Here is a 19,423-nt window from a genome sequence, read left to right as displayed (position 1 = left end):
GTCATCCCGTTGTCACCCCGCATCGCCGATGCGGGGAATCGGCGCGTGCGGCATGCTGTTGAAAAGGGGAGGTCAGACGGGCGGGGCAGTCGCTCGGCAAAACTTGTCGGTGGGTCGGCCTAGCATGACGGCGGGGGTCAGTCTGTACGCAAGCCGACACGTTCGAGAAGGGACTCACCTGGTGGCGGAACGCCTCACTGTGCGCGGAGCTCGGGAGCACAACCTCAAGGGGGTCGACCTCGACCTGCCCCGCGACAGTCTCATCGTGTTCACCGGTCTTTCCGGTTCGGGCAAGTCCAGTCTTGCCTTCGACACGATCTTCGCCGAGGGTCAGCGGCGCTATGTGGAGTCGCTCTCGGCGTACGCGCGCCAGTTCCTCGGGCAGATGGACAAGCCCGACGTCGACTTCATCGAAGGGCTCTCGCCCGCGGTGTCGATCGATCAGAAGTCGACCAACCGCAACCCGCGCTCGACTGTGGGCACCATCACCGAGGTCTACGACTACCTGCGTCTGCTCTACGCCCGTGCGGGCACACCGCACTGCCCCACCTGTGGCGAGCTGATCGCGCGGCAGACGCCGCAGCAGATCGTCGATCAGGTGCTGGCCATGGAAGAGGGCATCAAGTTCCAGGTGCTCGCGCCCGTGGTGCGCACCCGCAAGGGCGAGTTCGTCGATCTGTTCGAATCGCTGAACACCCAGGGCTACTCACGCGTGCGGGTAGACGGTGTGGTGTACCCGCTGACCGACCCGCCGAAGCTGAAGAAGCAGGAGAAGCACGACGTCGAGGTGGTCGTCGACCGGCTCGCGGTGAAGCCGAATTCCAAACAGCGCCTGACGGATTCGATCGAGACGGCGCTGCGCCTGGCCGACGGCATCGTCGTGCTCGATTTCGTCGATCGCGACGAGCACGCGCACGATCGGGAGCGGCGTTTCTCCGAGCGCCTGGCCTGCCCGAACGGCCATCCGCTGGATATCGAGGATCTCGAGCCGCGCTCGTTCTCGTTCAACTCGCCCTACGGCGCCTGCCCCGACTGCACCGGCCTCGGCATCCGCAAGGAGGTCGATCCGGATCTGGTCGTGCCCGATCCGGAACTGAGCCTGGCCGAGGGCGCGATCGCGCCGTGGTCGCGCGGTCAGACCGCCGAGTACTTCACCCGGCTGCTGTCCGGCCTCGCCGAATCGGTCGGATTCTCCATGGACACCCCATGGCAGGAGCTGCCGCAGAAGGCGCGTAAGGCGGTGCTCGAGGGCAGCTCCGATCAGGTGCACGTCTCCTACACCAATCGCTACGGCCGGAAGCGCTCCTACTACGCCGATTTCGAAGGCGTCATGCCGTTCTTGCAGCGGCGCATGGAGAACACCGAATCCGAGCAGATGAAGGAGCACTACGACGGGTACATGCGCGATGTGCCGTGCCCGGTCTGCGACGGCGCCCGGCTGCGCCCGGAGATTCTCGCGGTCACGCTCGGCGCGGGCGGCGATCACAAGTCCATCGCCGAGGTCAGCGATCTGTCCATCGGCGATTGCTCGCAGTTCCTCAACGCCCTGACCTTGGGGGAGCGGGAAGCCGCGATCGCCGGACAGGTGCTCAAAGAGGTACAGGCCCGGCTGGGCTTCCTGCTCGACGTCGGCCTGGAGTACCTCACGCTGTCCCGGGCCGCCGCGACGCTGTCCGGCGGTGAGGCGCAACGTATCCGGCTGGCCACTCAGATCGGGTCCGGGCTGGTCGGTGTGCTGTACGTGCTGGACGAGCCGTCCATCGGCCTGCATCAGCGGGACAACCGCCGGTTGATCGAGACCCTCACGCGCCTGCGCAATCTGGGCAACACGCTGATCGTGGTCGAGCACGACGAGGACACCATCCGCGCCTCCGACTGGGTGGTCGACATCGGCCCGCTCGCGGGTGAGCACGGCGGCCAGGTGGTGCACAGCGGCCCGTACCAGGAGCTGCTCACCGAACCGAATTCGCTGACCGGCGCGTATCTTTCGGGCCGCGAACGGATCGAGCTGCCGCTGGTGCGGCGTCCGGTCGACAAGAAGCGCCAGCTCACCGTCGTCGGCGCCACCGAGCACAATCTGCGCGATGTCGACGTCAACTTCCCGCTGGGCGTACTCACCGCGGTCACCGGCGTCTCCGGTTCCGGTAAGTCCACGCTGGTCAACGACATCCTGGCGACGGTGCTGGCGAACAAGCTGAACGGCGCCCGGCAGGTGCCGGGCCGGCACCTGCGGATCAAGGGCCTGGACCATCTGGACAAGCTGGTGCAGGTCGATCAGTCGCCGATCGGGCGCACCCCGCGCTCCAACCCGGCCACCTACACCGGAGTGTTCGACAAGATCCGCACCTTGTTCGCCGCCACCACCGAAGCGAAGGTGCGTGGCTACCAGCCGGGCCGGTTCTCCTTCAACGTCAAGGGCGGGCGCTGCGAAGCCTGTTCCGGCGACGGCACTTTGAAGATCGAGATGAACTTCCTGCCGGATGTCTACGTCCCGTGTGAGGTGTGCCAGGGTGCGCGCTACAACCGGGAAACCCTCGAGGTGCACTACAAGGGCAAGACCATCGCCGAGGTGCTGGACATGTCGATCGAGGAGGGCGCGGAGTTCTTCGAGCCGATCACCTCGATCCACCGGTATCTGAAGACGCTGGTCGATGTCGGCCTGGGTTACGTACGGCTGGGCCAGAGCGCGCCGACCCTGTCCGGTGGTGAGGCCCAGCGGGTGAAGCTGTCGGCGGAATTGCAGAAGCGCTCCACCGGTCGCACCGTCTACATCCTGGACGAGCCGACCACCGGCCTGCATTTCGAAGACATCCGCAAATTGCTCAAGGTGATCAACGGGTTGGTCGACAAGGGCAACACGGTGATCGTCATCGAGCACAACCTGGATGTCATCAAGACCTCCGACTGGGTCATCGATATGGGTCCCGAGGGCGGTTCCGGCGGCGGCACCGTGGTCGCGGAAGGTACGCCGGAGGATGTCGCGGCCGTTGCCGGTAGCTACACCGGGCAGTTCTTGAAGGAAGTGCTCGAGCAGCCGGCCGCGCCCAAGAAGGCCGCGGCCAAAAAAGCCCCCGCCAAGAAGGCCGCTGCGAAGAAGACGGCAGCCCCGAAGGAGCCGGCGAAGAAGACCCCGGAGCAGACCGCCAAGCGCCTGTCCCGCAAGGCCGCCGCGCTGCGCTGACCAGAGGATCGCTGCGGCGCCGCCCCAAAGGGCGGCGCCGCAGTGCTTTTCGCGCACCGACCTGGCCTTTCGTGGGTATGCCCGAAACCGGCGCGAAAGTGAAACACTCGTGTGTACGATCTGCTCACCTGTTCGCGGCAGACCGGACAGTAGTGAGAAAGGAACACGCGATGGAAGGCGTGGATATCGGTGCCATCATCACCCAGATCCTGGGCTTGATCACCGGCTCGTCGCTGAACTACACGCCGGGCAAATAGGCGCGGGCGAACTCGGAAGGAATCACACTATGGACAGCGGAAGCGCGGGCTTCGGCGCCCTCTTCACGGCGCTCGCCAACTTGATCTCCAGCGGCTCATCCATTTCGGTGACTCCGCCGCCCGCGTAGTACCGGGCAAAACGACAGAACGGGACCGGCGCGCAGCCGGTCCCGTTCTCGTATGGTCAGGTCCTCCGCTCAGTACACCGGACCGGTGTACTTCTCGCCCGGCCCCTTGCCCGGCTCGTCCGGATGTGCCGAGGCCTCGCGGAACGCTCGCTGCAGTGACTGCAGCGCCTCGCGGATCGGGCCCGCGTGCGGACCCAGGTACTCCACCGACGCCGTGACCAGCCCTGCCAGCGCCGTGATCACCCGGCGAGCCTCGTCCAGGTCGCGGCGCGGGCTGTTGTCCGGGTCCTCGTCGGCGAGCCCGAGCTTCTCCGCGGCCGAGCTCATGAGCATGACGGCGGCGCGGCTGATCACCTCGACGGCGGGGATGTCGGCCAGGTCGCGAATGGCGGTGTCGGGCTCTTCAGTCATGGTCGAAACCCTAGGCTGCGCGCCCGGCCGGGCATCGAGCGGCTGTCCTCGGATATGGTGCAGATCGCTCCCGGGCCCTGCTCAGCAGGTGAACACGCCACGATTTCGGTTATAGCCGTCTGGACTGTTAGACTATTCGCTGACGACCGCCCCGGGTCGTTCTTCTTTGTGAGTACATCCTGGGGCAGATAAGTGGAGCCCGACTCCCACCGTTGCCCGCGAGCGATCGCAGAGGTCAAACGGTCCGGTCATCCGCTCGGTTCGAGCGGGTCTTGTGCGGAGCATGTCTCGTGCACAGGGCAGACGTACGTCGCGTGCGTTTGCGGATCGGTCGACTCGGGCCCCGTGGCGATAGAAATATCGCTCGGGGTCTTTGTGTTGAAAAGGGGTTGCAGTTATTGCCTGCGGTCGTCCGACGACACCGCTTGACCTAGGAGGCCCCATCAGCACTGAGACCCGCATCAACGATCGCATCCGTGTTCCCGAGGTTCGGCTCATCGGACCCAGCGGCGAGCAGGTTGGGATCGTGCGTGTTGAAGATGCACTACGCGTCGCCCTCGAAGCCGACCTCGACCTGGTCGAGGTGGCCCCGGATGCCCGTCCGCCGGTCTGCAAGATCATGGATTACGGCAAGTTCAAGTACGAGACGGCGCAGAAGGCGCGCGAGTCTCGCAAGAACCAAGTCCAGACCGTGATCAAGGAGCAGAAGCTCCGGCCGAAGATCGACGATCACGACTACGAGACCAAGAAGCGCAACGTGGTTCGCTTCCTCGAAGCCGGGTCCAAGGTCAAGGTGACGATCATGTTCCGTGGCCGCGAGCAGTCGCGTCCCGAACTGGGTTTCCGGTTGTTGCAGCGCTTGGCCTCCGACGTCGCCGAGTTGGGTTTCGTCGAGACCTCCGCGAAACAGGACGGTCGCAATATGACCATGGTCCTCGCCCCGCACAAGGGTGCGAAGACGCGGGTTAAGGCTCAGGAGGAGTCGGCCGCGCGGCCGCAGGCAGCTGCACCGCGCCCCGCCGCCGCCCCGGCGCCTGCGGCTCCCGCCCCTGCGGAAGCACCGGCCGCTGAGCCTTCGGCGCCGGCCCCACCGCAGTAATACCGATCAGCACACCGGTAGTTCTCTTACGGAGTACCGGCACGACCAGATAGAGGAACCCATGCCGAAGATGAAGAGCCACAGCGGCGCCTCGAAGCGATTCAAGGTTTCCGGCCGCGGCAAGCTGCTCCGCCAGCAGGCCAACCGTCGCCACCTGCTCGAGCACAAGTCGTCCCGCCGGACTCGTCGTCTGGACGGCACGGAGTCGGTTGCGGCCGTCGACGTCCCTCGCGTCAAGAGGCTGCTGGGTCTGTAAAGACCTCTCGCAGCAATCCCGCGCGATCCGGTTCTCCCGGACGCCGACACCGACCAACCGGGCGCCACGCCGCGCCCCCTATTTCGACTAAAGGACTGACCAGTGGCACGCGTCAAAAGGGCCGTCAACGCTCAGAAGAAGCGCCGTTCCATCCTCGAGGCCTCCAAGGGCTACCGGGGCCAGCGCTCGCGGTTGTACCGCAAGGCCAAGGAACAGCAGCTGCACTCGCTCACCTACGCCTACCGGGACCGCCGGGCGCGCAAGGGTGACTTCCGCAAGCTGTGGATCGCCCGCATCAACGCCGCGGCGCGCATCAACGACATCACCTACAACCGCTTCATCCAGGGCCTTAAGGCCGCGGGTGTCGAGGTGGACCGCAAGATCCTCGCCGAGCTCGCCGTCTCCGACGCCGAAGCCTTCGCCGGCCTGGTCGCGATCGCCAAGGCCGCGCTGCCGGCCGATGTCAACGCGCCCGCCGCGTAATTGACGAACTCCCCGGAACGACCCGTGGACGCGCTTTCCGAGCGCAATCCACGGGTCGTTTCCGCTGTCAAGCTGCACCGATCGGCGCAACGCCGCAAGACCGGGCAGTTCCTCGCCGAGGGGGCCAACGCCGTAGCCGCGGCGCTGGACACCGGAAGGGTGCGCGAGTTGTTCTACTCGCTCGACGCCGCCACCCGTGCGCACGCGCTCATCGCGGGAGCCGCCGCGTCCGGTGTCCGCACCACGCTGGTCAGTGAGCGTGCGGCGCAGCAACTCGGCGAAACCGTCACCGCGCCCGGCCTGGTGGCCGTCTGCGATCTGATCGATGTGCCGCTGACCGAGGTGCTCGACCGCGATCCCCGCATCCTCGCCGTCCCGGTGCAGATTTCCGAGCCCGGCAACGCGGGCACCCTGATCCGGGTCGCCGATTCCGTCGGCGCCGATGGAATCGTGCTGGCCGGTGACACCGTCGACCCGCACAACGGTAAATGCGTCCGCGCCAGTGCGGGCAGCCTCTTCCATGTGCCGGTCGCACGCGGCCGGGATGTCACCGAAACGCTGGATTCGATTGCGGCAGCGGGCATTACGATCCTGGCCACCGCCGCCGACGGCGAAATCGACCTGGACGACGCGGATCACCTCTTCACCGCCCCGGTCGCCTGGCTGTTCGGCAACGAGGCGCACGGCCTCGACCGCGAGGTCGCCGCCCGCGCCGACCACCGCATCCGCATCCCGATTCGCGGTCGCGCCGAGAGCCTCAACCTGGCCACCGCCGCCGCGATCTGCCTCTACGCGAACTCCCGCGTCCGCTACGCGAAGTAGCGGCCTGCGCCCTCGGCTCGAAGGGGGCGGCGGGCCGATTCGGTGTGCTGGAAAGTTGCCCGTAGCCTTGTCCGGTGACATCGCCCAGCACCCTGCGGTCCGGAGCGCTCTCCCTGGTCTCCTCGGTGGTGATCGGCGTGGCTTCGGCCGGGCCCGCGTACAGCATTACCGCCACCCTCGGACTCGTCGTGGCGGCCGTCGGGTTGCAGGCGCCGATCATCGTGGTACTGGCCTTTATCCCGATGTTGCTGGTGGCCATCGGGTATCGAGACCTGAACGCGGTGGAGCCGGATCCGGGGACCACCTTCGTGTGGGCGACCCGGGCGTTCGGTCCGTTCACCGGGTGGATGGCCGGATGGGCGATCGTGGTGTCGGATCTGCTGGTGATGGCGAGCCTGGCTCAGGTCAGCGCCCAGTACACCTTTCATCTGTTCGGCGCGGACGGCATCGGGTCCGACGCGACGAGCGCCTGGGTGCTGCTGGTCGGCATCGGCTACCTCGTCGTGATGACCGCGGTGGCGGTGGCGGGGATCGACGTGTCGGCGCGATTGCAGTCGGTGTTGCTGACGATCGAGTTCGGACTGCTGGTGATCTTCTCGCTGGTCGCGCTGATCCGGGTGGCGCTCGGGCACGCGGCGGCGGGTGCGAGCATGCCGCGGTGGGAGTGGTTCAACCCCTTCGCGATCGGGTCGTTCTCCGCATTCGTCAACGCGCTGCTGCTGATGACCTTCATCTATTGGGGCTGGGATTCGGCGGTGTCGGTGAACCAGGAAACAGTTGATCCGCGCCGGACACCCGGTCGCGCGGCGGTGCTGTCGACTATCACCCTCGTCGCCCTGTACCTGCTGGTGACGGTGGCGGGTCAGGCCTTCGCGGGCACCGGCACCGCAGGGCTGGGCCTGGCCAATCCGGATCATGTGGACGACGTGCTCGGCGCACTCGGCGCGGCGGTGTTCGGCGACAGCGCGATCGGCAGCGTCGCGGTGCACCTGCTGTTCCTGATGGTGCTCACCTCGGCCGCGGCTTCCACCCAGACCACCATCCTCCCGACCGCGCGCACCACCTATTCGATGGCATTGCATCGCGCCCTGCCCGAGGCCTTCGGTCGCATCCATCCGCGCTTCCGCACGCCGGTGGTATCCACCGTCGTCTTCGGCGCGTGCTCGGTCGCGCTGTATGTGGCGTTGAATTTCGCGTCGGGCGGCCGCCTGATCGCCGAGGCCGTCACCGCGATCGGCATGTCGATCGGCGTCTACTACGGGCTCACCGGCCTGAGTTGTGCCTGGCTCTATCGAAACCGATTCGCCGCCGACCGCAGGGCATTGGTCATGAAGGGTCTGTTACCCGCGCTCGGCGGTGGCATGCTGCTGTTCGCGGCGGCCTGGACCGCCGTCACCTCCTGGCGGCCGGACGACGAAGGCTCCTACTGGCAACTGCCGTTCGCGCCGCACTGGCAGATCGGCTCGATCTTTCTGCTCGGCGTCGGCACCCTGCTCGCCGGCGTCCCGCTGTACCTGGTTCTAGCCCGCCGGATGCCGCCGTTCTTCCGCGGGGAGGTCCTGGCGCGGGCACTGCCGCGGCCCACCGACGAGATCGTCGAATCCGACGCGATCGAGCAGGCCCAGTACGCGAAATAGTCCGCGCCGCAGATCTTCTCGCGGCTGGCTCGGCGGTCCTGTGCGGCATAGAGTTCGAGGGTGGATGACGTGCGGTTGCTCGATGATGTGGCGCTGGAACGTTCCTCGGTGGTCGCCAACAACGCGATGAACCGGGAACGGCGGCTGACCGGGAGCAACGGCTACGGGCGCGACCTCGGCATCGATGTGGCCGAGCTGATCCGGGAACGGCTGGCTACCGGCGTGGAAACCTTCCGGTGGCTCGACCTGTGCTGCGGCTCGGGCACAGCGCTGCTGGAATGCGCGCGGCTGATCGATGACACCCGGCTCCAAATCACCGGCGTCGACTTGGTCGACGCTTTCGCGAGCGCTCCGGATCGCGGAGTTGAGTTCGTCACGGCCTCGGTCACCACCTGGGCGCCGGATCGGCCGTTCGACCTGATCACCTGTGTGCACGGCCTGCACTACCTCGGCGACAAACTGAAAGTCCTCGCGGCGACGGCTTCGTGGCTCGCGGCCGACGGGCTGTTCGCCGCCAATCTGGACCTCGCGAGCGTGCGTTCGGCCGATGCTCGTCCGCTGGATCGTCGCCTGCGTACCGTGCTGCGCGCGCAGGGCTTCGACTACGACGGTCGTCGACGGCGGATCACCCGCCGGGGTCGTGCCGCGGTGGCCCTGCCGTTCGACTATGCCGGTGCCGACGATCAGGCGGGCCCGAATTACACCGGCCAGCCCGCCGTGAACTCCTACTACCGATCTCGATAGCGCCGGTCAGGGCGCGGGCGGGCGGTCGTCGAGCGCACGCTGGAGATCGGTGTTGATCCGCTGGGCTTCGGCGAGTTGGTCTTCGAGGATGACGATGCGACAGGCCGCCTCGAGAGTGTTGCCGTTGTCGACCAGTTCGCGGACGCGGGCGGCGAGGCGGAGCTGGTAGCGGGAGTAGCGGCGGTGTCCGCCGGGGGAGCGTTGCGGGGTCAGCAGTTCGGCGGCGTCCAGGCCGCGCAGAAATGATTGGGTGACGCCGAGGATCTCTGCGGCACGCCCCATGCTGTAGGCGGGGTAGTTGTCGTCCTCGAGTCTGTCGCCGGCGCTGAGGGCGTCGGCGGAGTGGGTATTCGGTTGTTGCACGGCACCTCTCGGGAGTCAACGTCGGCAGGCCCCGGCGCTGAGCGCCGGGGCCTGGGATCTTACAAAGAGGGGGGATTTGACTTCAATTCTGTGCACCGGCCATGGGGGCCGGTGCCGTACATCGCGCCCGGCACTTCCCGGGACGCGTAACTGGTAGGCGACTACTCAGTGACCACCACCTCCTGGGTTTGCCGGTTTACCTGTGTCTTGTCGATCTCGGTACTGCTGTACTCGGTACTGCTGAACTGCTTCGCCGCCTCCGGCGGGCCGGCCGACTGCACCGGATTCTCTTCTCCGCCGGAGGGGCGGTAAACCTCATGTTCCAGGCAGTTCACCTGCCCGGCCACTGGATCTTCTCTTTTCGAACGAGAGCGACTGTATACCCACTCTCGCAGAATGTCTACACTCGCCACGACAGATTTTTTGCACCCGAGATCGATGCCTTCGACGCTTCGATGGTTGGCGCCGGTCAGCGATCGGCGGACACCACCCGGGGGACGAACAGGGATGTCACGGCGCCGACGGCGACGATGACGGAGCCGACCCAGATCGCCGGAACGAGGCCGTCGACGTAGGACTGCGGGTCGGTGTAGGAGCCGTAGGAGGCGAAGACCGAGGCCAGAATCGCGACCCCCATGGCGACGCCGACTTCCCGGACCGTGCTGTTGGTGCCCGAAGCCATGGCTTGCTCCTCGGGTCCCGCGCTGGCCATGACCACGGTGGCGCTGGGTGCGAAGGTGAGCCCCATGCCGATGCCGCCGAGCAGGAACGGGCCGACGAACGAGCTGTACGCGGCGTCGACGGTGGTGACGGCCGCCATCCAGGCCAGTGCCGCGACGAGCAGGAACTGCCCGGTGGCGAGCAAGGTGCGGGCGCCGACCTTGTCGACGATCAGGCCCGCGATGGGGGCGACGACCATCGGCGCCATGGTCCACGGCATGGTCCGGACGCCCGACTCCAGCGGTGAATAGCCCTGCACCACTTGGAAATACTGGGCCAGCAGGAAGATGGTGCCGAACACGCCGATGGAGAAGGTGAATCCGGTGGCGTTGGCGACGCGGAACGCGCGCGAACGGAACAACCGCAGCGGCAGCATCGGATGCGGCGTCCGCAATTCCCAGGCGACCGTGCAGGCCAGCAGAATTCCGCCCGCGATCAGTGCGCCGAGCACCGTGCCGGAGGTCCACCCGTCGTCGGCGCCGTGCACCACGCCCCACACGACGGCGAGCACGCCGCCGGCCGCCAGCACCAGGCCGAGTGGATCGAGTTTCCGCGCACCGCCGAAGGATTCGGGCAGCACGCGAGCCACGAACGGAATCGCGAGGATGCCGATCGGCACGTTGAGCCAGAAGATCCACTGCCAGCTCAGGCCCTCGACCACCGCGCCGCCGACCAGCGGGCCCAGCGCCACCCCGAGTCCGGTGATCCCACCCCAGATGCCGATGGCGGCGCTGCGCATCTTTTCCGGCACCGCGACCGACAGCAGCGTCAACGACAGCGGCAGAACACCGGCCGCGCCGACGCCCTGAATCGCCCGAGCCAGGATCAGCATCCACGGTTCGGTGGCCAGCGCGCAGGCGGCCGAGGCCACGGTGAACAGCGCGATGCCCGCCAGGAAGACGCGCCGGCGGCCGAGCCGGTCGCCGATGGCGGCGGCGGTGAGCAGCAGCGAGGCGAAGGAGAGCGTGTAGGCGTTGACGAACCACTGCAGGTCGGTCAGCGAGGCGCCGAGTTCGGTGCGGATCACCGGTAGCGCGTTCGTCACGACGAGGTTGTCCAGCACCACCATGAACATGGGGATGCCGACCGCGGCGAGGACCGCGGCGAGGGGGCGGGGTGGCGCGTCCGTCGAATCGAGCTTCGGCGCAAGAGTTCCGGTCATTGTCCAGCCTTGGTTGTAATTGACTGATAACTAACTGTCCGAACAGTATGCATCGGCTGATAACATGTCAACACCCTGGGAAAGGAGCCCCGTGAGTTCCACACGAACTCGGATGACCGCGACGGATCGCCGTGCCGAAGTGCTTGCCGCCGCCGTCTCCGCTTTCGCCGAATCCGGCTATGCCGCAACCAAAACCGATGAGATCGCGCGCCGCGCCGGCGTTTCGCAGCCGTACGTGATCCGGCTGTTCGGCACCAAGCAGCAGTTGTTCATCGCGGTGATCCAACAGGTGTGCGGACGTATCGAGGAGATCTTCCGCGCGGCCGTCGTCGACCTCGACCCAGGCGCGACCCCGGCCGAAGCGATCCAAGCCCTCGGGAAGGCCTACGACACTTTCCTCGAGGAACGTGACCCGCCACTGGGCATGCTGCACGGGTTCACCGCCAGTGGCGACCCGGTGATCGGCGACGCGGTCCGCGCCGGCTTCGGCGATATCTACGACCTGGTCCGCGAACTGACCGGAGCGTCGGTCAGCGAAGCCCGCCGCTTCATCGCGACGGGCATGCTCCTGACCGTCATGAGCGCCATGCGCGTGGTCGGCCACGACGCCATCCCGGCGACCTGGGCCACCGAGATCTTCGACGACATCCAGGAGTCACCCGACCCCTGCTGATTCCGGCCGCGGCGTCGCGTATCGCCTGATCCAGCCGCTCGACCACCTCGCCGAGCTCGACCGTGCCACCGCTACCCCAGCGCGGAGCGGTAATCCGGATGAAGTGACCACCGGGCATCGAATACGATTGCGACCAGCAGCAATGTGGCTAGGCGATGAGCCGGGCCGGTTGCTGTCCCATATGCACGCCGATCCCCAGGGGAGAGTCGAACCATCGTGGCCGACAACGACGCAGTCGAGCAGACCGGCAACGCGCTGACCGAGGAGGCCCTCGCGGCCGCCGCGGCCGAGGCCGAGAAGGCGTTCGCGGCCGCCGCCGATCTGGACGCGCTCGCGGTCGCGAAGACCGAGTACATGGGTGGCAAGTCGCCGATCGCGCTGGCCCAGCGATCCCTCGGCACCCTCCCCAAGGAGGAGAAGGCCGACGCGGGCAAGCGGGTCAACGTGGCCCGGCAGCGCGTGTCGCAGGCATTCGAGACGCGCCAGCGCGAGTTGCAGACCGAACGGGACGCCGCGGTGCTGGTGGCCGAGTCGATCGATGTCACGCTGCCCGCCACCCGGACCGCGACGGGTGCGCGGCATCCGATCACGGTGATCTCCGAGCAGATCGCCGATGTGTTCGTCGCCATGGGCTGGGAGATCGCCGAAGGCCCCGAGGTCGAGACCGAGCACTTCAATTTCGACGCGCTGAATTTCCCGCCGGATCATCCGGCGCGCGCCATGCAGGACACCTTCTATATCGCGCCGGAAACCTCGCGGCAGGTGCTGCGCACGCACACCTCGCCGGTGCAGGTGCGCTCCATGCTGACCCGCGACCTGCCGATCTACGTGGCCTGCCCCGGCCGCACCTTCCGCACCGACGAACTCGACGCCACCCATTCGCCGGTGTTCTCGCAGATCGAAGGCTTGGCCGTGGACAAGGGCCTGACCATGGCCCACCTGAAAGGCACCCTGGACTTGCTGGCCCGGGCGCTGTTCGGCCCGGAGTCCGAGACCCGGATGCGGCCCAGCTTCTTCCCGTTCACCGAGCCGTCGGCCGAGGTCGATGTCTGGTTCCCGGACAAGAAGGGTGGCGCCGGCTGGGTCGAGTGGGGCGGCTGCGGCATGGTGAACCCGAAGGTGCTCATCGCCAGCGGTATCGATCCCGAGGTGTACAGCGGTTTCGCCTTCGGCATGGGTATGGAACGCACCTTGCAGTTCAAGAACGGTCTGCCCGATATGCGCGACATCATCGAGGGCGACGTGCGTTTCACGCTGCCGTTCGGCATCCAGTCCTGACCCCCAGACAATCGATCGAGGAAGCGAAACAGTGCGAGTAGCGCAGTCCTGGCTGACCGAAATCCTGCGGCGCACCACCCCCGAGTGGGCCGTGACGCCGGAGGAGCTCGACGCCGCGTTCGTGCGGGTCGGCCTGGAGGTCGAGGAGGTCCAGACCCTGGAGCCGATCACCGGCGACGGCGACGGGCCGCACCTGGTGGTCGGCCGAGTCGCCGAGATCACCGAACTCACCGAGTTCAAGAAGCCGATCCGGTTCTGCAAGGTCGATATCGGCAAGCCGGATCACCTGCAGGAGATCGTCTGCGGCGCCACCAACTTCCAGGTCGGCGACCTGGTGGTCGTGGTGCTCCCCGGCGGCGTGCTGCCCGGCGGCTTCCAGATCTCCTCGCGCAAGACCTACGGTCATGTCTCCAACGGCATGATCTGCTCGCTCGCCGAACTGGGTATCGGCAAGGAGCACAACGGCATCCTGGTGCTGCGGCCCGGCACCGCCGAGCCCGGGGCCGACGCGAACGAGCTGCTGGGCCTGGGTGATTCGGTGATCGAACTGGCCATCACCCCGGATCGCGGTTACGCGTTCTCGGTGCGTGGCCTGGCCCGCGAGCTGGCGTGCCGCTACGACCTGGAGTATGCCGATCCGGCGGTGCGGACGCTGCCCGACAGTCAGGACGAGGCGTGGGCGGTGAAGCTCGAGCCGGAGTCGCTGTGCACCCGCTTCGCCGCGCGCCGGGTCACGGGCATCGATCCGGCGGCCGTCAGCCCGTGGTGGCTGCAACGGCGCCTGCTGCTGGCCGGGGTACGCCCGATCTCCCCGGCCGTGGACGTCACCAACTACGTGATGCTGGAACTGGGTCAGCCGCTGCACGCCTTCGACGCGTCGAAGATCAACGGCACCTTGGTGGTTCGCCGCGCGAACCGGGGCGAGACGCTGCGCACCCTCGACGACGCCGAACGCGTGCTGGACGCGGAGGACGTGGTGATCGCCGATGATTCCGGCGTCATCTCCCTCGCCGGCACCATGGGCGGCGCCACCACCGAGGTGAGCGACGACTCCACCGACATCCTGCTGGAGGCGGCGACCTGGAACCCGGTCGCGATCGCCCGCACCGTGCGCCGGCACAAGCTGCCCTCCGAGGCGGCGAAGCGTTTCGAGCGCGTCGTCGACCCCGAGGTGAACCTGGCCGCGCTCGATCGCGCCGCCACGCTGCTGGCCGAAATCGCCGGTGGCACAGTCGAATCCGCGGTGACCGACGTGCGGGTCCCGGTGCCGCCCGCGGCCCCGATCCGGATGGATATCGATCTGCCCGACCGCACCGCCGGCATCACCTACCCGACCGGCACCGCCGCCCGCCGCCTGGCTCAGGTCGGCTGTCAGGTCGAGGTGGGTGTCAGCGACGCCGGTCACGGACAGCTGATCGTCACGCCGCCGAGCTGGCGCGCCGATCTCACGCAGCCCGCCGACCTGGTCGAGGAGGTGCTGCGGCTGGAAGGCCTGGACAAGATCCCGTCCGTGCTGCCCACCGCGCCCGCGGGTCGCGGACTCACCGCGGCTCAGCGCCGGCTCCGCGCGGTGAGCCGGGCGCTGGCCTTCGCCGGAGCCGTCGAGGTTCCGTCCCCGGTCTTCATGGCGGGCAACGTGTTCGACGTGTGGGGCCTCGAGGCCGGCGACCCGCGCCGCGACACCATGAAGGTGCTCAATCCGCTCGACGTGGAACGCGCCGACCTGCCCACCACCTTGCTGCCGGGCCTGCTGGAAGTGGCCGGCCGCAATATCTCCCGTGGCGCACGCGACCTCGCCCTCTACACCGTGGCGCAGGTCGTGCGGCCGAGTGCGACGACCCGCGCGATCGACGCTCTCCCGGTCGACCGCCGTCCCACCGACGAGCAGATCGCCGAACTGAACGACTCGCTCCCGCAGCAGCCGGTGCATGTCGCGGCGGTTCTCACCGGCCGCCGCGAACCTCGAGGTCCGTGGGGTCAGGGCCGTCCGGCCGAAGCCGCCGACGCGTTCGCCCTGGCCGATGCCGTCGCCGCCGCGGCGGGTGTCCGGCTCGAACGCCGCGCCGCCGCGCATCTGCCGTGGCATCCGGGCCGCTGCGCCGAGCTGGTCGTCGACGGTGTCGTCGTGGGTCACGCCGGCGAACTGCATCCGGCGGTGCTGGAACGGTCCGGTCTGCCCAAGCGCACCTGCGCCGTCGAACTCGATCTCGATGCCCTTCCGCTGCGGGAAAACCGCCCGGTGCCCACGGTTTCGCCGTTCCCGGCGCTGCTACAGGACGTCTCGGTCAGCGTCGAGAAGTCCGTTCCGGCCGCCTCGGTCGAAGCCGCGCTCCGCGCCGGTGGTGGTGACCTGCTCGAAGACATCGCGCTGTTCGACGTCTACGAAGGCGCTCAGGCGGGCGAGGGCCGCAAGTCCTTCACCTACGCCCTGCGTTTCCGCGCTCCAGATCGCACCCTCACCGAGGACGAGGCCTCCGCCGCTCGGGACGCCGCGGTCGCCGCGGCGTCGGCGTCGGTCGGCGCGGTCCTGCGCTGAGACACCGGGACCCCTGCGGCATGCATGCCGCAGGGGTCTCGTGTTTCCGAAGTCAGCGGAGGCGGTCCTGGACGAAGGCCGCGGCTTGTTCGCGACTGCCGTCGAAGAAATACGCGAAATGCCCGGAGCTGAAGGCGTTCGAGAACCCGGCCGCCGGGTCGCCGCCGTTGCAGACGCGGTCCCCGGCACTGCAATAGTCGCGCAGCCGGTCGGCGAATTCGGCGAGTGCGCCGGTGGGGCGTGGCTGCAGACCGGTCTGGCCCGGGTCGAAACTGCCGCGGTTGTAGGGTTCCGCGTTGTTGAAATTGGGGTTACCGAACAGGGCGACAGCGGAGATCTGGGCTGCGGCCCGGTCGGACAACCGGTGCCGGGAACTGAGCGCTTCGCCGGTGACCCGAGCGCCCTGCGAGTAGCCGAGCACGACCAGCCGCTGCTCCGGGCAGGTGGCCGCGGCGGTGTTCAGCACGTCGATCAGACTCGTGACCCCTCGGGTCGAGCTGTCCGGATCGCGATTCGCCGGGTACTGCAGTTCGGTGAACTCGCCGCCGTTCTCCTGTGCGATTCGCATGGCCAAGGGTGTCAGCAGGAGGCTGCCGAACTGCGGCTCGAACGTGCCTCGAACGTTGACGACTCGCACTTCGCCGCAGTCGACGGAGTCGTCGGCGTAGGCGGTGGCCGCGGGCACGCCCGCCACCGCCAGGGCAGCGACGGCGGCACCGGCCAAGCGCCGCAAGGAAATCGGATACCGCAACTGTCTGAGCATGGCACGACCTTATTGGCGGGCGGCCCAAGGCTCAAGGCCTGCGGGCGCACTGTCGATTCCCGGTGACACTCGCGGGGAATCGGGTAGTCGGGATGAGTGTTGGTCTGGTGGGGACGACTCGAAGGAGGAGCGATGAGCGTGCAGGCTGTGTGGAATGGTGTCGTGCTGGCCGACAGTGCGGACACGGTGGTCGTCGAGGGCAATCACTACTTCCCGCCCGAGTCGGTCAACCAGGAGTACTTCGAGGCCAGCGAATCGCACTCGTACTGTCCCTGGAAGGGCACGGCCTCGTACTACACGGTGGTGGTCGACGGCGCGAAGAACCCCGACGCGGCCTGGTACTACCCGGATCCGAAACCGGAGGCCGAGCAGGTGCGCGATCGGGTCGCCTTCTGGAAGGGCGTCGACGTCGTCGAATCCGCCACCGGGTAAGAACGGGGGTATGCGACATCCCGCTGCCCCGATCCTGAACGCGCTGACCTACATGCGCGATCGGCGGATCTCGCAGACACCGGCGGTACTCGGTCTGGCCTACCAGGACCTGTCGATCGCGACCGCTGACGGTGAGACAGTGCATGCCTGGTGGCTACCGGCGCGCCGGTCGGTCGGGCATGTGCTGTTCGCGCACGGCAATGCCGGGAACATCGGCGATCGCGTGCCGATCTACGCGCTGCTCACCGACGCCGGATTCGATGTTCTCGCCTTCGACTACCGCGGGTACGGGCGCAGTACCGGCCGGCCGAGTGAGCACGGCACCTACCTGGATGCCCGTGCGGCCCGGCAGGCGCTGCTTGACCGGCCCGGCGTCGACCCGGAACGCGTTGTCTACCTTGGAAAGTCGCTCGGCGGCGGGGTGATGCTGGAGTTGGCCACCGAATATCCGCCGGCCGGGTTGATCCTGGTATCCACCTTCACCGGCATCCGCGACGCGGCGCGCGGGATATATCCGTTCGTGCCCGCGCCGTTGGTGCCCGACGCTTATCCGAGCCTGCGGCGTATCCGGGAAGTCCGGGCACCCGTGCTGATCACCCACGGGGATCGCGACGAACTGCTCCCGTTGCAGCACGCCGAGCGGCTGTACGAGGCGGCTTCGGAACCCAAGCAACTGGAGGTCTTCGCCGGAGCGGGGCACAACGACCTCATCTTCTCCGCGGGTGCACGCTGGATCGATCTCGTCAGCACCTGGGCGAAGAGCGTCGTGGATCGATAGCCCGGCTTGCTCGCGCGTGCGTAGCCTGGCTTTATGACTGAGTACAGCGAGATCTCCGCCCGGCTGGCGGCGTTGTCGGACGCGGAGTTGATCATCGTGCTGCAGGCCGCGACGGCGGGTCGGCCCGCGTTCCGGGCGGTGCGCGCGGCACTCGACGAAATGGCCGGGGCGGGCGATGCGTCGCCGAGTGGCGATGTGAGTCCTGCCACTGAATCGTCACCATCGCATGACCCGAGCGCGGGCGGGGGTGCATCGGGCCAGGTCGGAGCCGCTTCTTCGGTACCGGCGGTACCGGTACACCCCGCCGGTATCCCCGCGCCGCCCGCTACGAGCGGATATTCCAGCGGTGGAGTCCCTACTTTCGAGTCAGTTCGCGATAAGGTCGAGCAGCGTTTCGGCACCGCGCAGGGGATGGGTGAACTCGACCGGCAGACCCCGGCGGGCCGCAGCGCCGACGAACAGTGGGAGGCGCGCGAAAAGGCCGCGCGTGAGCGTCTGGACCAGATACGGAAATCAATGCACGGCAACGACAATCCGTAATCGTGGTCCGGTCGTACCGGACGAAGGAAAATTATGAGCGAGCCGCGCGAAGTCGCCGATCGACTACTCGATGCCCAGGTGGAGTTCCTGCTCGCCGAGGTGACCGGCGAACGTTTCGCGGAGGTCGTCGCTCGCGATACCGAGGCCGTGCTCGGGGTAGCCGACACCCTCGTCTTCCGTGACGTGGTGCGGATCGCCGACGCCAAGGAAACCGTCCGCACCATCATCGAGCTGATCGGCGGCAGCCCCGTCCTCGCCGATATGGTGGGCGTCTTCGCCGATTCGATCTACGACAACATCGCGGAGAACCACGATTACACCCTCGGTCAGGTGGTCGACCGCGAGCCCGTGGAAGCGTTGCTGGAGAAGATCTTCGGCATGCACCAGGCCCAGGAACGCATCCTGGACCGGCTCACCGAGAGCCCTCTCGTCGCCACCGTCGCCTCCAAGTTCGTCGACAAACTGATCAACGACTTCATGGCCACCAATCGGGAACGCGCGGAGAAGATTCCGGGTGTCTCCTCGCTGATGTCGCTGGGTCAGTCCGCCGCCAACCGGGCCAAGAAGGTCGCCGACAGCACCTTCGTCGGTGATCTGGCCGGCAAGGGCGCACTGTTCGCGCTCAAGCGCACCAACAACGCCATCCGCGAGATGCTGCGCGATGCGCCCGTGCACTCCGCGGCGATGGAATTCTGGGACCTGCACGCCGACGAGCCGGTCAGCGGCCTGCGCGAATACCTCACTCGGAAGGACCTCAACGAACTGGTCCTGATCTGCTACGAAATCGCCGTGACCACCCGCGAGAAGGAATTCTTCGGTGAACTGGTCGACGAGTGCGTCGAGGTCTTCTTCACCAAGTACGGCGACTACACCCTAGCCGCGATGCTCCCCGAACTCGGCCTGTCCGGCGACGACATCGCCCGGGAAATCCTGCGCTACGGCCCCGCGGTGATCGAAGGCGCCAAGCGAAACGGTCTGCTGGCCAACCTGATCCGCGAACGCCTCGAGCCCTTCTACACCTCCGACGCGGTGCTGAGCATCCTGGCCGACCTACCCGCATAAGACTCTCCGGCCCCAGCCGGGGCCCGGTGATTTCTCGTCCGGGCCCCGGCTTCTTCTTACGGGTTCGTAACCGGGCAATCCGCCCGCGCCCTCCGGGA

General features: G+C 67.4%; 19 protein-coding genes. 14 read left to right on the top strand and 5 right to left on the bottom strand.

Going from position 1 to position 19,423, the window contains the following annotated elements; genetic code table 11:
• The first annotated feature begins 181 nt into the window (after positions 1–181).
• Positions 182–3,181, top strand: coding sequence for an excinuclease ABC subunit UvrA (gene uvrA, locus BJ987_RS31855; protein WP_209896758.1), 3,000 nt, complete (start codon positions 182–184; stop codon positions 3,179–3,181).
• Between the two features lie 454 nt (positions 3,182–3,635).
• Here the strand turns inward: uvrA and BJ987_RS31850 are convergent, their stop codons facing one another.
• Positions 3,636–3,977: a DUF1844 domain-containing protein gene (locus BJ987_RS31850; protein ID WP_209896757.1), complete on the bottom strand. Its 342-nt coding sequence runs from the start codon at positions 3,975–3,977 to the stop codon at positions 3,636–3,638.
• 397 nt (positions 3,978–4,374) lie between these two features.
• Here BJ987_RS31850 and infC point away from each other — a divergent pair, with 397 nt between their 5' ends.
• From infC to BJ987_RS31820, 6 genes are all read left to right on the top strand, one after another.
• Positions 4,375–5,076, top strand: a complete 702-nt coding sequence (gene infC / locus BJ987_RS31845) for a translation initiation factor IF-3 (protein ID WP_209899449.1) — start codon at positions 4,375–4,377, stop codon at positions 5,074–5,076.
• 61 nt (positions 5,077–5,137) lie between these two features.
• Positions 5,138–5,332, top strand: a complete 195-nt coding sequence (rpmI, locus tag BJ987_RS31840) for a 50S ribosomal protein L35 (RefSeq protein WP_194820336.1) — start codon at positions 5,138–5,140, stop codon at positions 5,330–5,332.
• Between the two features lie 102 nt (positions 5,333–5,434).
• Positions 5,435–5,815: a 50S ribosomal protein L20 gene (rplT, locus tag BJ987_RS31835; protein ID WP_209896756.1), complete on the top strand. Its 381-nt coding sequence runs from the start codon at positions 5,435–5,437 to the stop codon at positions 5,813–5,815.
• A 24-nt stretch (positions 5,816–5,839) separates the two neighbouring features.
• Positions 5,840–6,637 (top strand): TrmH family RNA methyltransferase, encoded by a 798-nt coding sequence (locus BJ987_RS31830; RefSeq protein ID WP_209896755.1) that lies wholly within the window; start codon positions 5,840–5,842, stop codon positions 6,635–6,637.
• Positions 6,638–6,711: 74 nt separating this feature from the next.
• Positions 6,712–8,274 carry an APC family permease gene (locus BJ987_RS31825; RefSeq protein WP_209896754.1) on the top strand — a complete coding sequence of 521 codons (1,563 nt, stop codon included), beginning with the start codon at positions 6,712–6,714 and terminating at the stop codon, positions 8,272–8,274.
• 60 nt (positions 8,275–8,334) lie between these two features.
• Positions 8,335–9,018, top strand: coding sequence for a class I SAM-dependent methyltransferase (locus BJ987_RS31820; protein WP_307869822.1), 684 nt, complete (start codon positions 8,335–8,337; stop codon positions 9,016–9,018).
• 6 nt (positions 9,019–9,024) lie between these two features.
• Here the strand turns inward: BJ987_RS31820 and BJ987_RS31815 are convergent, their stop codons facing one another.
• The 3 genes from BJ987_RS31815 to BJ987_RS31805 form a co-directional block, all read right to left on the bottom strand.
• Positions 9,025–9,381 (bottom strand): helix-turn-helix domain-containing protein, encoded by a 357-nt coding sequence (locus BJ987_RS31815; protein WP_307869821.1) that lies wholly within the window; start codon positions 9,379–9,381, stop codon positions 9,025–9,027.
• 161 nt (positions 9,382–9,542) lie between these two features.
• A complete protein-coding gene (locus tag BJ987_RS31810) occupies positions 9,543–9,728 on the bottom strand; it encodes a hypothetical protein (protein WP_209896753.1) in 186 nt (61 codons plus the stop codon).
• Between the two features lie 122 nt (positions 9,729–9,850).
• Positions 9,851–11,263 carry an MFS transporter gene (locus BJ987_RS31805; protein WP_209896752.1) on the bottom strand — a complete coding sequence of 471 codons (1,413 nt, stop codon included), beginning with the start codon at positions 11,261–11,263 and terminating at the stop codon, positions 9,851–9,853.
• A gap of 91 nt (positions 11,264–11,354) precedes the next feature.
• Here BJ987_RS31805 and BJ987_RS31800 point away from each other — a divergent pair, with 91 nt between their 5' ends.
• From BJ987_RS31800 to pheT, 3 genes are all read left to right on the top strand, one after another.
• Complete coding sequence (locus tag BJ987_RS31800) at positions 11,355–11,936, top strand: TetR/AcrR family transcriptional regulator (RefSeq protein ID WP_307869820.1); 582 nt, start codon at positions 11,355–11,357, stop codon at positions 11,934–11,936.
• A 213-nt stretch (positions 11,937–12,149) separates the two neighbouring features.
• Entirely contained in the window at positions 12,150–13,214 is a 1,065-nt protein-coding gene (gene pheS / locus BJ987_RS31795) for a phenylalanine--tRNA ligase subunit alpha (protein WP_209899438.1), read from the top strand.
• Positions 13,215–13,245: 31 nt separating this feature from the next.
• Positions 13,246–15,750, top strand: a complete 2,505-nt coding sequence (gene pheT, locus BJ987_RS31790; protein ID WP_209896751.1) for a phenylalanine--tRNA ligase subunit beta — start codon at positions 13,246–13,248, stop codon at positions 15,748–15,750.
• A gap of 52 nt (positions 15,751–15,802) precedes the next feature.
• Here the strand turns inward: pheT and BJ987_RS31785 are convergent, their stop codons facing one another.
• A complete protein-coding gene (locus BJ987_RS31785; protein ID WP_209896750.1) occupies positions 15,803–16,513 on the bottom strand; it encodes a cutinase family protein in 711 nt (236 codons plus the stop codon).
• A gap of 132 nt (positions 16,514–16,645) precedes the next feature.
• On the opposite strand from BJ987_RS31785, the gene BJ987_RS31780 reads away from it, so the two are divergent.
• From BJ987_RS31780 to BJ987_RS31765, 4 genes are read left to right on the top strand one after another with little or no spacing between them, the layout of a single operon-like run.
• Positions 16,646–16,945, top strand: coding sequence for a DUF427 domain-containing protein (locus BJ987_RS31780; protein ID WP_209896749.1), 300 nt, complete (start codon positions 16,646–16,648; stop codon positions 16,943–16,945).
• 10 nt (positions 16,946–16,955) lie between these two features.
• Positions 16,956–17,723: an alpha/beta hydrolase gene (locus BJ987_RS31775; RefSeq protein ID WP_209896748.1), complete on the top strand. Its 768-nt coding sequence runs from the start codon at positions 16,956–16,958 to the stop codon at positions 17,721–17,723.
• Between the two features lie 33 nt (positions 17,724–17,756).
• Entirely contained in the window at positions 17,757–18,263 is a 507-nt protein-coding gene (locus BJ987_RS31770) for a hypothetical protein (RefSeq protein WP_209896747.1), read from the top strand.
• 33 nt (positions 18,264–18,296) lie between these two features.
• Positions 18,297–19,325, top strand: a complete 1,029-nt coding sequence (locus BJ987_RS31765) for a hypothetical protein (protein WP_209896746.1) — start codon at positions 18,297–18,299, stop codon at positions 19,323–19,325.
• Positions 19,326–19,423 lie beyond the last annotated feature (98 nt).

The sequence above is a fragment of the Nocardia goodfellowii genome (assembly GCF_017875645.1).
Lineage (GTDB): Bacteria > Actinomycetota > Actinomycetes > Mycobacteriales > Mycobacteriaceae > Nocardia > Nocardia goodfellowii.
Note: the sequence above shows the minus strand (reverse complement) of the source record. Positions and strands in the feature narration are given on the sequence as shown.

Excerpts from the sequence above, each read along its gene's own strand:
- BJ987_RS31850 (WP_209896757.1), bottom strand. The coding sequence starts at position 3,977 with ATGACTGAAGAGCCCGACACCGCCATTCGCGACCTGGCCGACATCCCC.
- rpmI (WP_194820336.1), top strand. The coding sequence starts at position 5,138 with ATGCCGAAGATGAAGAGCCACAGCGGCGCCTCGAAGCGATTCAAGGTT.
- BJ987_RS31805 (WP_209896752.1), bottom strand. The coding sequence starts at position 11,263 with ATGACCGGAACTCTTGCGCCGAAGCTCGATTCGACGGACGCGCCACCC.
- BJ987_RS31785 (WP_209896750.1), bottom strand. The coding sequence starts at position 16,513 with ATGCTCAGACAGTTGCGGTATCCGATTTCCTTGCGGCGCTTGGCCGGT.
- BJ987_RS31780 (WP_209896749.1), top strand. The coding sequence starts at position 16,646 with ATGAGCGTGCAGGCTGTGTGGAATGGTGTCGTGCTGGCCGACAGTGCG.
- BJ987_RS31775 (WP_209896748.1), top strand. The coding sequence starts at position 16,956 with ATGCGACATCCCGCTGCCCCGATCCTGAACGCGCTGACCTACATGCGC.
- BJ987_RS31770 (WP_209896747.1), top strand. The coding sequence starts at position 17,757 with ATGACTGAGTACAGCGAGATCTCCGCCCGGCTGGCGGCGTTGTCGGAC.
- BJ987_RS31765 (WP_209896746.1), top strand. The coding sequence starts at position 18,297 with ATGAGCGAGCCGCGCGAAGTCGCCGATCGACTACTCGATGCCCAGGTG.